Annotated in this window: 13 protein-coding genes; 12 read left to right on the top strand and 1 reads right to left on the bottom strand. The window is 45.2% G+C overall.

The features are described 5' to 3' along the window. Window positions 1–509: 509 nt before the first annotated feature. The 8 genes from AC0YN7_RS28125 to pssA all read left to right on the top strand — a co-directional run bounded on the left by AC0YN7_RS28125 (window position 510) and on the right by pssA (window position 9,128). The gene (locus AC0YN7_RS28125) at window positions 510–971 is read left to right on the top strand and encodes a CtsR family transcriptional regulator (protein WP_475813323.1); all 462 of its coding nucleotides are present in this window, start codon (window positions 510–512) and stop codon (window positions 969–971) included. Window positions 972–1,008: 37 nt separating this feature from the next. Next, on the top strand, window positions 1,009–1,530 hold the full coding sequence (locus tag AC0YN7_RS28120; RefSeq protein WP_475813322.1) for a UvrB/UvrC motif-containing protein: 522 nt from the start codon (window positions 1,009–1,011) through the stop codon (window positions 1,528–1,530). Between the two features lie 24 nt (window positions 1,531–1,554). Beyond that, complete coding sequence (locus AC0YN7_RS28115; RefSeq protein ID WP_475813321.1) at window positions 1,555–2,640, top strand: protein arginine kinase; 1,086 nt, start codon at window positions 1,555–1,557, stop codon at window positions 2,638–2,640. Continuing rightward, a complete protein-coding gene (gene clpC, locus AC0YN7_RS28110) occupies window positions 2,637–5,096 on the top strand; it encodes an ATP-dependent protease ATP-binding subunit ClpC (protein ID WP_475813320.1) in 2,460 nt (819 codons plus the stop codon). Before AC0YN7_RS28115 ends, clpC begins: the two co-directional genes overlap by 4 nt. A gap of 132 nt (window positions 5,097–5,228) precedes the next feature. Beyond that, window positions 5,229–5,588 (top strand): antibiotic biosynthesis monooxygenase, encoded by a 360-nt coding sequence (locus AC0YN7_RS28105; protein WP_475813319.1) that lies wholly within the window; start codon window positions 5,229–5,231, stop codon window positions 5,586–5,588. A 248-nt stretch (window positions 5,589–5,836) separates the two neighbouring features. Next, the gene (gene radA, locus AC0YN7_RS28100) at window positions 5,837–7,204 is read left to right on the top strand and encodes a DNA repair protein RadA (protein WP_475813318.1); all 1,368 of its coding nucleotides are present in this window, start codon (window positions 5,837–5,839) and stop codon (window positions 7,202–7,204) included. 11 nt (window positions 7,205–7,215) lie between these two features. Further along, window positions 7,216–8,292, top strand: a complete 1,077-nt coding sequence (gene disA / locus AC0YN7_RS28095) for a DNA integrity scanning diadenylate cyclase DisA (RefSeq protein WP_475813317.1) — start codon at window positions 7,216–7,218, stop codon at window positions 8,290–8,292. Between the two features lie 86 nt (window positions 8,293–8,378). After that, window positions 8,379–9,128 (top strand): CDP-diacylglycerol--serine O-phosphatidyltransferase, encoded by a 750-nt coding sequence (gene pssA / locus AC0YN7_RS28090; RefSeq protein WP_475813316.1) that lies wholly within the window; start codon window positions 8,379–8,381, stop codon window positions 9,126–9,128. 77 nt (window positions 9,129–9,205) lie between these two features. On the opposite strand, the gene AC0YN7_RS28085 is transcribed toward pssA, so the two are convergent. Continuing rightward, a complete protein-coding gene (locus AC0YN7_RS28085; RefSeq protein WP_475813315.1) occupies window positions 9,206–9,601 on the bottom strand; it encodes a nucleoside triphosphate pyrophosphohydrolase family protein in 396 nt (131 codons plus the stop codon). A gap of 176 nt (window positions 9,602–9,777) precedes the next feature. On the opposite strand from AC0YN7_RS28085, the gene AC0YN7_RS28080 reads away from it, so the two are divergent. From AC0YN7_RS28080 to gltX, 4 genes are all read left to right on the top strand, one after another. Next, window positions 9,778–10,875 carry a PIN/TRAM domain-containing protein gene (locus tag AC0YN7_RS28080; RefSeq protein WP_475813314.1) on the top strand — a complete coding sequence of 366 codons (1,098 nt, stop codon included), beginning with the start codon at window positions 9,778–9,780 and terminating at the stop codon, window positions 10,873–10,875. Window positions 10,876–11,245: 370 nt separating this feature from the next. After that, the gene (gene ispD / locus AC0YN7_RS28075; RefSeq protein WP_475813313.1) at window positions 11,246–11,965 is read left to right on the top strand and encodes a 2-C-methyl-D-erythritol 4-phosphate cytidylyltransferase; all 720 of its coding nucleotides are present in this window, start codon (window positions 11,246–11,248) and stop codon (window positions 11,963–11,965) included. Further along, window positions 11,962–12,444, top strand: a complete 483-nt coding sequence (gene ispF / locus AC0YN7_RS28070) for a 2-C-methyl-D-erythritol 2,4-cyclodiphosphate synthase (RefSeq protein ID WP_475813312.1) — start codon at window positions 11,962–11,964, stop codon at window positions 12,442–12,444. The genes ispD and ispF overlap by 4 nt, the downstream gene beginning before the upstream one ends. Window positions 12,445–12,480: 36 nt before the next feature. Next, window positions 12,481–13,944, top strand: coding sequence for a glutamate--tRNA ligase (gene gltX, locus AC0YN7_RS28065; protein ID WP_475813311.1), 1,464 nt, complete (start codon window positions 12,481–12,483; stop codon window positions 13,942–13,944). Window positions 13,945–14,054: the final 110 nt, after the last annotated feature.

Genomic DNA, 14,054 nt, shown 5'->3' with positions numbered 1-14,054 from the left:
GACCGTTAAGCCCTTCAGCGCCGATGGTACTTGGACCGCAGGGTCCTGGGAGAGTAGGACGTCGCCAAGCACGAATGACCTATCGCATGTATGCGATAGGTTTTTTGTTGTTTACTTTTATAATTAGATCATAATTCTATGTACATTCCCGTTTCAGTTAGTACGTATAAGGTTAATGTTTCATATAGTTAAGGGTGTATTATCTGTAATGGCTGCAGCATAATAGAAACTGATGAAAGTAATCAACAGCAAGCTGACAGGTAATATTATTAGTTTAAAATACGGGATACATGTATAAATGAGTTATAACCGCACCAAGCTAATAAAAATGAATATTCAGAGCACTTGACCTTTTGGTAAAATTGCATATAATAAAAGAAAGGTCAAAGAAAGTCAAAGTCAGTTGTCCGAATATTCGGGATATATGAGCTTTGCAGCTGAATATGACCTATTTAGATTACAGCGATACAAGTTGGTTTTATTGGTTATTTCACTGGGAGGTTGGTGGTTTGAGAAACATTTCCGATCTCATCGAACAGTATTTGAAGCTCATGCTGCAGGACAGTCCAGAAGGCGCAGTCGAAATTCAACGCAATGATTTAGCTGATAGATTTTCTTGTGTACCTTCGCAAATTAACTATGTGATCAGTACCCGTTTTACAATGGAGAAAGGATACATGGTTGAAAGCAAGCGCGGAGGCGGAGGCTATATCCGAATTCAACGGGTAGACCTACCGGCACTAAAGGCGATTCAATTCCATATCGAAGAAACGATTGGTGAATGTGTCGACCAATGTGCGGCAGAAGGACTTATATATCAGTTGGAGGAAGCGCAACTCATTTCGAAGCGAGAGGCAAATTTACTCCGGGCGGCCGTGCAATGGGATACGATTGCATTGAAGCTGCCACAACGAGACGAAATTAGAGCAAGGCTGTTAAGATCAATGCTAATCTCGTTGCTGATTAAATAAAGCTTGGGCCGTTTGTTACGGGAGGAGGGAATCAGGCTTGTTTTGCCAAGAATGCGGTAAGAAGCCGGCTACGCTTCATTTTACAAAGATCATTAACGGTGAGAAGACAGAATTTCATATTTGTGAAAGCTGCGCGCGTGAGAAGGGCGAAGGCATTCCAGGCGCTCCAAACAGCTTTTCCATTCACAGTTTATTGTCAGGACTTCTTGATTTCGAGCATATAGGCAGCTCAGGTATTAATAATATAAAGCCAAAATCGGCTTATTGCGAAGAGTGCGGACTAACTTACGCGCAGTTTACGAAGATCGGACGATTTGGATGCAGCTCTTGTTATAGAGAGTTTGCTGATAAACTCGATCCACTTCTCAAACGTGTGCATGGCAGTACCGTTCATATTGGGAAAATTCCGAAGCGTTCAGGGGGACAAATTCAATATAAGCGGGAAATCGAGCAGCTTAGAAGGGATTTGCAAACTAAAATCGAGCATGAGGAATTTGAAAGTGCAGCCCAGCTAAGAGATCAAATTCGTGGGTTGGAACGCAAAATTGCAGACCTCTAGGCCGGCATGGAAGGAGTGCAGCTCTTGACTAAGCATCGATTCTCACAGCAGGCGCTGAGTGACTGGATGAAGGACGTTGGTCCTGAATCAGAAATTGTCATTAGCAGCAGAATACGGATTGCTCGAAATTTGCGAAATCATCCCTTCCCAATGCTGGCTACAAACCAGCAATCGAAGGATGTAATGGAGCAGCTCACCGAAGTAAGCCAAACAGGAAAGCTTTTGTCGATTGGCAGCTTTGAGACATTCATATTGTCGGATCTTAGTGAGCTTGATAAAAGAGTTCTTGTAGAGAAGCATTTAATAAGTCCTAATTTGGCGAATGATTCACGATGCGGAGCATTTGTTTTAAGTGAAAACGAATCTGTGAGTATAATGATTAACGAAGAGGATCATTTACGCATTCAATGTTTGTATCCTGGTTTTCAAATACAAGAGGCTTGGATGCTGGCAAACCGAATAGACGATATTTTTGAAGAAGAAGCAGATTATGCATTTGATGAGAAGCACGGTTATTTAACAACTTGTCCTACAAATGTGGGCACTGGAATTAGAGCGTCTGTCATGATACATTTGCCGGCATTAGTGCTGACATCGCAAATTAATCGTATTTTATCTGCGGTTACTCAAGTAGGCTTGGCGGTAAGAGGTTTGTACGGCGAGGGCAGTGAAGCGCTGGGGAACTTATTTCAAGTATCAAACCAAATAACGTTAGGTCAATCGGAGAACGAAATTATTGATAATTTGTTTAGTGTAGTAAAGCAAATTATCGAGCATGAGAAAGCGGCCCGCAAGCGATTAATGGAAGAATCGCGGCCACGGATTGAAGATCGAGTGAGACGATCATATGGCATTTTATCCTATGCTTCAATTATGGATTCTAAAGAAGCAGCTCAGCGTTTATCAGATGTAAGGCTTGGATCTGATCTCGATATTTTGCCAGATGTGAAGCCACAGGTATTAAATGAGCTTTTAGTTATGACTCAGCCTGGATTTCTACAGCAAACCTTTAGTGAGAAGATGAGTCCAGAGCAGAGAGATTTCAGGAGAGCAGAACTTATCCGCAAGCAATTGCGCGGTGAAACTGATCATGGGGGTGCATGTATATGATGTTTGGACGGTTTACGGAGCGAGCACAAAAGGTGCTGGCATTGGCGCAAGAGGAAGCGGTTCGACTAGGACATAACAATATCGGCACGGAGCATATTTTGCTTGGTCTTATTCGTGAAGGAGAAGGTATTGCGGCCAAAGCTTTAATCGGTTTAGGTCTTGGTTTAGAAAAAATTCAGGATGAGGTAGAGGCATTAATCGGTCGTGGTCAAGAGCAGCCGAATAACATCGCTTATACGCCTCGCGCCAAAAAAGTTATTGAGCTTTCGATGGATGAAGCAAGAAAGCTTGGACATACGTATGTAGGCACAGAGCATATTTTACTTGGATTAATACGTGAGGGTGAGGGTGTAGCAGCACGTGTGCTGAATAACCTTGGCATTAGCCTTAATAAAGCTAGGCAGCAGGTACTGCAGCTGCTGGGCAGCAGTGAAGCGGTGTCTAGCAATCATGGATCAACTGCTAACGTTAGTACACCGACTTTAGACGGATTGGCGAGAGATTTAACGGCTTATGCGAAGGAAGGAAATTTGGATCCTGTCATTGGCCGGAGCAAGGAAATTGAGCGTGTTATTCAAGTTCTTAGCCGTCGTACCAAGAACAATCCTGTACTAATCGGTGAGCCGGGCGTTGGTAAAACAGCTATTGCTGAAGGCTTAGCCCAAAAAATTATCGCGAATGAAATTCCTGAAACACTTCGTGATAAGCGTGTTATGACCCTCGATATGGGTTCCGTTGTCGCTGGTACAAAGTACCGCGGGGAGTTTGAGGATCGTTTGAAGAAGATCATGGATGAAATTCGTCAAGCGGGCAATATTATTTTATTCATAGATGAGCTGCATACACTTATAGGAGCAGGTGGCGCTGAAGGTGCGATCGATGCTTCTAATATTTTGAAGCCTTCACTAGCGCGCGGAGAGCTTCAATGCATCGGTGCAACAACGCTGGATGAATATCGGAAATATATTGAGAAGGACGCTGCTCTCGAACGTCGCTTCCAGCCGATTACGGTGGATCAGCCTTCGCCTGAAGAAGCTATTCAAATCTTATACGGTCTTCGTGATCGCTATGAAGCCCATCACCGTGTGAAAATTACGGATGAAGCGATTGTGCAAGCTGTTAAATTGTCGGATCGTTATATTCCAGATCGTTTCTTGCCGGATAAAGCAATCGATCTTATTGATGAAGCTGGCTCGAAGGTTCGCTTGAATTCCTATACGATACCACCTAACCTGAAGCAGCTCGAGAATCGTCTAGATGACATCCGCAAGGAGAAGGACGCTGCGGTTCAAAGCCAAGAATTTGAGAAAGCGGCAGCGCTTCGAGATACAGAGCAAAAAATTCGTGAAGAGCTCGATATTACGAAAAACCAATGGAAAGAAAAACAAGGGCGCACAGATTCAGAGGTTACACCTGAGGATATCGCTCAAGTTGTAGCAAGCTGGACGGGTATCCCAGTAAGCAAGATGGCTGAAGGAGAGACGGAGCGTCTGCTTAAAATGGAAGATATCCTTCATGCCCGTCTAATAGGGCAAGATGAAGCAGTCAAATCGGTATCTCGCGCCATTCGTCGCGCACGTGCCGGACTAAAGGATCCGAAGCGTCCAATTGGATCATTTATTTTCCTTGGTCCTACTGGTGTAGGTAAAACGGAGCTTGCTAGAGCGCTTGCGGAGTCGATGTTTGGTGACGAGAATGCAGTGATCCGTATCGATATGTCGGAATATATGGAGAAGCATTCAACCTCGCGTCTAGTCGGCGCGCCTCCAGGGTATGTCGGTTACGAGGAAGGCGGCCAATTGACAGAAAAGGTTCGCCGCAAACCGTATTCCGTTGTGCTGCTAGATGAAATCGAGAAAGCACATCCTGAAGTATTCAATATTTTGCTTCAAGTGCTGGAGGATGGCCGTTTAACGGATTCCAAAGGTCGTGTAGTCGATTTCCGCAATACGTTAATTATCATGACGTCGAACGTTGGCGCTGATCAAATTAAACGAAATTCATCACTGGGCTTTACTGCTGTTCAAGATGCAGGACGCGACTTTACGCAAATGAAAGAAAAGGTTTTGGCAGAGCTTAAGAAGAGCTTCCGTCCAGAGTTCTTGAACCGGATTGACGAGAGCATCGTGTTCCACTCACTAAATGAAGAGCATATCGCTCAAATCGTGACACTTATGTCCGAAGAGCTTCGCAAACGTCTGCGTGAGCAGGAAGTGGACTTCGAGCTTACTGATGAAGCGAAGAAGTTCCTGGCCAAAGAAGGCTTCGACCCTCAATACGGTGCGCGTCCGCTTCGCCGGGCTATTCAAAAGCATATTGAGGATCGTCTATCGGAAGAGCTGCTAATGGGTAATATTCAAAAAGGCGACCGATTCATTATTGATGAGAAGGATGGCGGACTCACCGTAGTTAAGTCTATTCCAGAGGCTGCTTCTGAGGAACCGGCAACTAAATAAGAAACGAAATGAACTGAACTGTCCCGCAGACACAATAATATTTGCGGGACAGTTTTTATTGTTCTAATAAATTGACAATGAGAATCATTATCGTATAATGAGAGCAGAGCAGTTCATAGAATGGGAGGAACAATGATGATAGTCGTTACGAATACAATAAAAGTAAAAAAAGGACATGGGGAAACGGTAGCGAAACGGTTCGAAAACTCTAAAGGCATCGATTTGTCTCCTGGGTTTGTCAGAATGGAAGTGTTAATGACCGAAGGGTTGGAGGAGCATGATGAGCTCAAGGTAAGCACGACATGGGAGGATAAGGCCTCCTTCGAGGAATGGGTGAACAGCGACTCCTTCCGTCAAGCGCATGCCCACAGAGGCGGACAGCATGACGGAGCAGCAAGCAGTGGAGGCCAACAACCTGAGAGTGTTATGTTGGGTTCTCAATTGACTACACACCGTGTATTAGTAGCACGCCAAGCAAAGCTTGAAGTTTAGTTAAATTAAGGGTTACTTTAAATAAGCTCCCTTTTATCCAAGCGGATAGAAAGGAGCTTATTTTTGCAGTATGATGCTCACATCGAACATTCGATTAACAGTACAAATCGGACTCACAATATTTTTCGTATATAATGTGGGTTTATACAATGAAGATAAAATGGTAAACTTTAAGTATTAAGGTATTAGCAGCAGGTTGTAAAGGTTGTAAACGTACTTAGTGGTACAAATCGTTTAAGGGGTTTAGAATGGCTAAAATAAAATCGAAATTCGTTTGTAACGAATGTGGTACCGAATCTCCAAAGTGGCTGGGGAAATGCCCAGGCTGCCACGCTTGGAACTCAATGCTGGAAGAGACGGAAACGGTAGTCAAGACTAAGGGTGTTGGATTGTCTTCAGTTCATACGAAAGAAAAAGCTCAGTCCATCATACATATAGAGAATGGGCAAGAACCGCGCATTGAAACAATGATGTTAGAGCTCAATCGAGTGCTCGGCGGAGGTGTTGTGCCTGGCTCGCTCATACTGGTAGGCGGCGATCCCGGAATAGGAAAATCAACGCTTCTCCTGCAAACCTCGCATGCTTTAGCGGTGAAGGGCTTGAAGGTGCTCTATATTTCCGGAGAGGAATCGGTACGCCAAACAAGATTGAGAGCTGATCGCCTTGGCGCGCTGACGGAGTCGCTGTATGTACTATGTGAGACTAATATGGAGCATATTAACGAAGCGATTGAATCGGTACAGCCTGATTTTCTCGTCATAGATTCGATTCAAACGGTGTATGATCCGAATGTTCAATCTGCTCCAGGCAGTGTATCACAAGTGCGGGAATGTACAGCTCATTTTATGAGGGTCGCCAAAATCAAGGGGATTGCAACCGTACTCGTTGGCCATGTTACGAAGGAAGGCGCAATTGCTGGGCCAAGAATGCTGGAGCATATGGTGGATTGTGTTCTTTATTTCGAGGGCGAACGTCATCATACCTACCGGCTGCTGCGGGCAGTGAAAAACCGTTTTGGTTCTACGAACGAGATTGGCATTTTCGAAATGTGCGAGGATGGTTTGAGGGAGGTATCCAATCCTTCTGAATTATTTCTCTCCGAGCGGCCTCTTGGCGTATCCGGCTCGATAGTTGTAGCAAGCATGGAAGGTACGAGACCGGTGCTTGTCGAGCTACAGGCACTAGTAGCAACAACGAACTTTCCCTCTCCGAGAAGAATGTCAACCGGAATGGATCATAATCGACTTGCGCTTATTATTGCGGTATTGGAGAAGCGTAACGGGATGTTCCTTCAGACACAGGACGCGTATTTGAATGTTGCAGGAGGTTTGAAGCTGGATGAGCCGGCAGTTGATCTAGCGGCGGCAGTCAGCTTGGCATCGAGCTTTCGAGATGCACCGACAAGACCGTTTGATGTTGTTTTCGGCGAGGTAGGCTTAACAGGCGAGGTACGGGCTGTATCACGCGCGGAGCAACGAGTTAAGGAAGCAGAGAAGCTTGGATTTAAACGGGTGATTATGCCGGAGAAGAGCTTAAAGGGATGGAAAGCACCCGAAGGAATTGAAATCATCGGCGTCAGCACGGTAGCGGAAGCACTCAAGGCAGCGCTTGGATAGGGGGCATATAGATGAAGGAACCTACGCAGCTTGAAGTTATGAATCAATTATTGCAATTAGTCGCACCAGGCACCCCTTTTCGAGAGGGGCTGGAGAACGTGCTTCGGGCCAAAACAGGAGCCCTAATTGTTGTTGGCTATAGTCCAGAGGTTATGGAGGTCGTGGATGGAGGCTTCTCAATAAACTGCGACTTCTCACCGAACTATTTGTATGAGCTTGCGAAAATGGATGGTGCTATCATTCTGAGTGAGGATATAAGAAGAGTCTTATATGCGAACACGCAGCTCATTCCGAACAGCTCTATCCCATCGATTGAAACAGGTATCCGTCATCGGACTGCGGAACGAGTTGCTAAACAGACTGGCAAGCTCGTTGTATCCATTTCGCAGCGTCGTAATGTGATTACGCTTTATCAAGGGAATTTGAGATATTCTCTCAAGGAAATGGGCGTTATTCTGACAAAGGCTAACCAAGCCATTCAAACACTAGAGAAATACAAAGCAGTACTAAGTCAATCTTTCACTAATTTGTCAGCGCTTGAATTCGAGGAGCTCGTAACCTTGCAGGAAGTAGCTCATGTTGTTCAGCGTGTCGAGATGGTCATGCGGATCAAGATGGAAATCAAACGTTATGTGATTGAGCTCGGTACCGAAGGCCGTCTAATAAGCATGCAAATGGATGAGCTGGTTGGCGGTGTGGAAGAGGATGCTTGGTACTTACTGAAGGATTATGTGAAGGACAATTCGGATGAGAAGGTCAGGGAAGTGCGGGCTGGTATGAAAAAGCTTAGCTCTGATGAGCTGCTTGATGCTCCGCCAATCATCCGCTTGATGGGATATGCGTATACGAATAATATGAATGACGAATCAATATCTCCGCGCGGGTATCGATTGTTGAATAAAATCCCGAGATTGCCGCTTATTATCATGAATAACCTAATCGATCGCTTTGGAAGGCTTCCTCATATTTTGATGGCCACTATCGAGGAATTAGATGAGGTTGAGGGCATTGGCGAGGTGCGCGCTAGAGCGATTAAAGAAGGTCTCAAACGGATCCAAGAGCAGATGTTCATTGACAGGCAAATCTAAATCCCATACAATGGATTGAATGTGGTCTTGTAACATAGGTACATTTGTGACCGGTTTTGGGGCATAGTAGAGAAGAGGTGGAAAAGATGATCGCAAAATCGATACCGAGCCTTTTCACGGTGGGGAACTTATTCCTTGGAGTAATCGCCATCATTCTTGTTTTTAACGAAAAACCAGATACGGCTGCAATGATGGTATTAATTGCGATGCTGCTAGACGGTGTGGATGGACGCGTTGCTCGTGCGTTGAACGTTCAAAGTGAATTTGGAAAAGAGCTGGACTCGTTATCTGATGTTATTTCATTTGGCGTGGCGCCGGCTTTTATAATGTATGTAGTAGCCTTTCAAGAGGTTAATCCAGCGCTGGCCTGGATCGTAACGGCATTGTTTCCGATATGCGGTGCTTTGCGTCTTGCGCGGTTTAATGTTATTTCAAGTGCGCCTGGTTATTTTATTGGACTTCCAATACCAGCAGCCGGCGGTGTGTTGGCAACTTTGGCTTTGTTCGAAGCTGATATTTATGTATCGGTATTAATTACAAGCACCGTTGTGCTCTCTCTCCTGATGGTTAGTACCATTAGATATCCTAATTTCAAAAAAGTGGGTATTCCGAAGAGTGCGGTTTGGGTTGTTCCAATCATTGTTGTAGTTGCAGTGGTGCTAGGACTTGTATTAAAAAGCAGCCATTTGTCTAAAATTTTGTTCGTACCGTTGCTGTTATACGCGCTGTATGGCTTAAAAAAAAACGTTGATCGACGTTTACCCAAAAGAAACCGTAAGAGGAAAAACAGAGCAGATGTTCCTGAAGAGCCTGTACAAACCGAGAAGCCGGCATAGCTTTAATCAGAATGAGAAAAAACGTCTTCATCACATGTTGTGTGATAAAGACGTTTTTTTGTGTTTGCCGTACATGATTACGTTAAATTAAATAAGCCTAGAGTAGAGCACTTGTCATATTCATCAGCGATGACTTCATCCAGTTGAATATCAAGTAGATTACATAATGCGGTCATATAAAATAAGTTGCGTCCAAGATCGGCCTTAAGCACGTCGCGACAATGCTCGCATACGGCTCCCGAAAGGTGACTTTGTAAGGTTGTCTTTGCATTTTCAAGATCTAGCTCATCTGAGTATTGCTGCTTGCGAGCATTCAATTCGATACAACCGCAATCCGTCACAGCTTTAGTGACAGCTCGATTTACGGAAGCACCGGCCTGGCCGAATTTTGACATAACATCTAGCAAGCTACGGTGCCTAAGTAACAATTCGGATACTTGCTGCTGAAATTGATCCAATGTAGGAGCACTCATCGGTTCCACCTCTTTCACCAACCTCTTGTGAAGTAATCTCAATACCCATTATAAGCCTCTTAGGCACCGTTTACCAAATATGAATTATTAAAATTTATAAATGTTTATAAATAATAGAGCACCCCACGGTTAAGTAGGCAATTATTGGAACATAATTGTAGTGGAGGTGAACCATAATGGTTAGACGAATAATTCAATTGATTGGGATGTTGTTCGGTGGAATGGCCGGCGGTGAAGTATATGGGTGGATGAACGGAGCGGCCATATGGTCGGGCTCATCGATGGGGATGATGCAGCGGTCAGGCACTTATTACATGAATGTAGCAGTTGGCGCGGTTTTTGGTGTTGTTGCAGCAACGTTGGTGGCAGGTCAAGTGATTCGATATATGAAGAAAGGCGCTGAACAAACAGCTGCTATTCCTATGCAACAGTTGTTCTCGGGGGCTGGAGGGCTGCTCGCAGGCTTGCTGCTCGCTGTTCTGTTGTATCCCGCTGTATCTGGTTTAGAAGGCATAGGCAGGATGCTGCCCGCGATAATGATGCTTTGCTTCGGTTACTTAGGCTTTCAGGTAGGTTTGCATAAGCAAGAGGAGCTTGCAGCATTATTTGCATCAATGCTGGAGAAGCGTCGTGTTGCACCAGCAGTTGATGAACCAGGCGGCTTCGAGGAACATAAAATTCTCGATACCAGTGTTATTATTGATGGGCGAATCGCGGATATTTGTAAAACGGGATTTATTGAAGGCACGCTGGTCATTCCTGAATTTGTGCTGGAGGAGCTGCAGCATATCGCAGACTCGTCGGATTTACTGAAACGGAACAGAGGACGGCGTGGGCTTGATATTTTAAACAAGATTCAAAAAGAGCTCGATGTGAGGGTGCTTATTTACGAAGGCGACTTCGAGGAAATCGGAGAGGTCGACAGCAAGCTCGTGAAGCTGGCAAAAGCGCTTAAAGGCAAAGTTGTCACCAACGATTTCAACTTAAATAAAGTGTGCGAGCTGCAAGGGGTATCTGTTCTGAATATTAATGATTTGGCAAATGCGGTTAAGCCTGTTGTCTTGCCTGGTGAGGAAATTATTGTTCAAGTAATAAAAGATGGCAAAGAGCATGGACAAGGCGTAGCGTATTTGGATGATGGCACGATGATCGTGGTAGAAGGCGGCCGAGACTATATTGGCACAACGATGGAAGTGCTTGTCACAAGTGTCTTGCAAACGTCTGCGGGCCGAATGATATTCGCAAAGCCAAAGCTGTTGGAAAAAGCGCTGTAACAAGGTATGATAGTACTATTGTTTAAAATATAGGGAAGTACAAGTTTTACGCTTATACTCTGCCTATATTTTGCGAGAAACCACTTGTCCTTAAACAAAGACGGCGTAGTCGTTTCTTCTTAAAATATAGGAAAGTACAGGTTTCACACTTATACTCTGCCTATATTTTTGCGAGAAACCACTTGTCCTTAAACAAAGACGGCGTAGTCGTTTCTTCTTAAAATATAGGAAAGTACAGGTTCTACTCTTATACTTTGCCTATATTTCACCGCGAAACGAGCTTATGCCGCCAGAAGACGGCGCCAGCCGTTTACGCTTAAATAACGGTATTATCCGTAAACGCTTGATTACAGAGGCAGGTCGAAGGCACATGGGAGCAGAATGGGGAGTTGTCGTTGTGGCGGCCGGAAGAGGCACGCGCATGGGGACAAAGGAAAGCAAACAGTACTTGCAGTTAGGGGACAAGCCTATTCTCGTCCATACACTGGAGCTGTTTGAGGCGATGGAATCGGTTACGGAAATAGCGCTCGTCGTCGGAGAGGGCGATGTGGAGCGTTGCAAGGAATGGGTACTGAAGTACAAGCTTGCAAAAGTAAAGGCTGTAGTAATTGGCGGTAAGGAACGCCAGCATTCTGTTCATTACGGGTTACAAGCACTCGGTACAGAATGGGTGATGGTGCATGATGGTGTTCGCCCGCTTGTTACTGCGGATGCCGTTAACGCTTGCTGCGCTGCCGCAGAGCTTAGCGGGGCTGCTGTACTTGCTGTACCAGTTAAGGATACGATCAAGCAAGTAAATGAAGCGGGTGTTATCGTTTCAACACCGGATCGGCGAAGCTTGTGGGCGATACAAACGCCCCAAGCTTTTCGTCGTGTCCTGCTGCTCGAAGCACATGAACGGGCGCTCTTGGAAGGATTTATTGGTACCGATGATGCAATGGTGGTCGAACGAACAGGGGCGAGGGTTACCGTTGCGGAAGGCGAATATACGAACATAAAAATTACGACGCCCGACGATTTGCCATGGGCGGAATTTTTGCTCGCAAAGCGTCGTGCCAATAGAGCAGAGGGGAATGGTGAGCACGAATGATTAGAGTAGGTCAAGGTTTTGATGTGCATCAACTAGTAGAAGGTAGGCCATGCATTATTGGGGGAGTTACGATTCCTTATGAGAAAGGCTTATTGGGTCATTCCGACGCAGACGTATTGCTGCACGCGATAACGGATGCGGTTCTGGGCGCTCTTGGGCTTGGTGATATCGGCAAGCATTTCCCCGATACGGATGTGGCATTCAAGGATGCGGATAGCTTAAAGCTTCTTGAAGAGGTTTGGAAGCTTGTTAGAGAACGCGGCTATAAACTTGGAAATATCGATTCAACGATCATTGCTCAGAAGCCAAAGATGCTGCCTTATATACCGCAAATGGCTGAGGTGATTGCGACTGCTCTTGAAGCGGATGTATCACAAGTGAACGTGAAAGCAACTACGACAGAGCAGCTTGGCTTTACTGGACGCGGTGAGGGCATCGCAGCGCAATCTGTTGTTTGCTTAATTAAGGATGTGCTATGATCGGTTTGTTCTAATAAATCTAGGAGGGATTTTCAGATGACACAAGAAGTTCGTGTTCGGTATGCGCCTTCACCGACAGGTCATTTACATATTGGTAACGCAAGAACGGCCTTATTTAATTATTTATTTGCAAGAAATCTAGGCGGGAAATTAATTATTCGAATTGAAGATACTGATGTGAAACGCAACATCGCCGGCGGTGAAGAAAGTCAGCTTACTTATTTGAAATGGCTGGGTATCGATTGGGATGAAAGCATTGATATCGGTGGAGGCTATGGTCCCTACCGTCAGACAGAAAGACTTGATATTTACAGCAAGTATTGGCAAGAGCTGATTGACAGAGGCTTAGCGTATCGTTGTTATTGCACGGAAGAAGAGCTGGAGCAGGAGAGAGAAGCACAAACCGCACTTGGAGAAACGCCGCGTTATTCCGGTCGGCACCGTGATTTGACAGATGAACAGCGTCAGGCTTTTGAATCAGAAGGCAGAGTGCCAAGTATTCGATTCCGTGTACCGGAAGGCCGCACCTATTCGTTTGATGATATCGTGAAAGGCTCTATTAGCTTTGATACGGCGGAGATGGGCGATTTTGTTATTGTAAAGAAGGACGGTATTCCTACCTACAACTTCGCGGTTGCGCTGGATGACCATTTGATGAAAATCAGTCATGTGCTTCGCGGTGAGGACCATGTGTCGAATACACCTCGTCAACTGATGATCTATGAAGCGTTCGGCTGGGAGCCGCCGAGGTTCGGACATATGACGTTGATCGTCAATGAGCAGCGGAAAAAACTGAGTAAACGGGATGAGTCTATCATTCAGTTTATTGAGCAATACGATAAGCTTGGCTATTTGCCGGAAGCGATGTTTAACTTTATAACCTTGCTTGGATGGTCTCCGGAAGGAGAGCAAGAGATCTTCACACGTGAAGAACTTATTCAAGTATTTAATCCTGAGCGTTTAAGCAAAAGCCCTGCTGTATTTGATACGCAAAAGCTAAGCTGGATGAACAATGAGTATTTGAAAAAAGCTGACCTTTCGCGTCTAGTTGATCTATGCTTAATTCATCTGCAAAGTATGGGCCGGGTATCGAATACGCTGGATGCTGAAGGACGCGCATGGGTAACTGATCTTGTAGCCTTGCATCAGGATAAGCTGCGTTATGCCGCGGAGATCGTGCCAATGACAGAGCTATTCTTCCGTGATTCGGTAACGGATGAGGAAGAAGCGACAGTTGTCCTAGCTGAGGAGCAGGTGCCTACGGTTCTTAAAGCTTTTCTTGCTTTGATTGAAGTGGGCGAAACGCCGTTTCAAGTTGATGACATTAAAGATATGATTAAGTCTGTACAAAAAGAAACAGGTTTCAAAGGGAAGCAGCTATTCATGCCGATACGCGCTGCTTTGACCGGTCAAACACATGGTCCAGATTTGAATCAGTCCATCGCGCTCCTAGGTAAACAAAAGGTAATCGATCGTCTTCACGGACGTATAAACGGCTAAATCGAAAGCGTGATATGAGCCTGCTTGCATGGAGCTTGGATAATACCCTTGTCACATTTTCGGGTATTCGGTATACTATGTCTAATAAATGAATGAATTGAACGGCCATG

It is taken from the genome of Paenibacillus sp. J31R122 (assembly GCF_056269185.1).
Note: the sequence above shows the minus strand (reverse complement) of the source record. Positions and strands in the feature narration are given on the sequence as shown.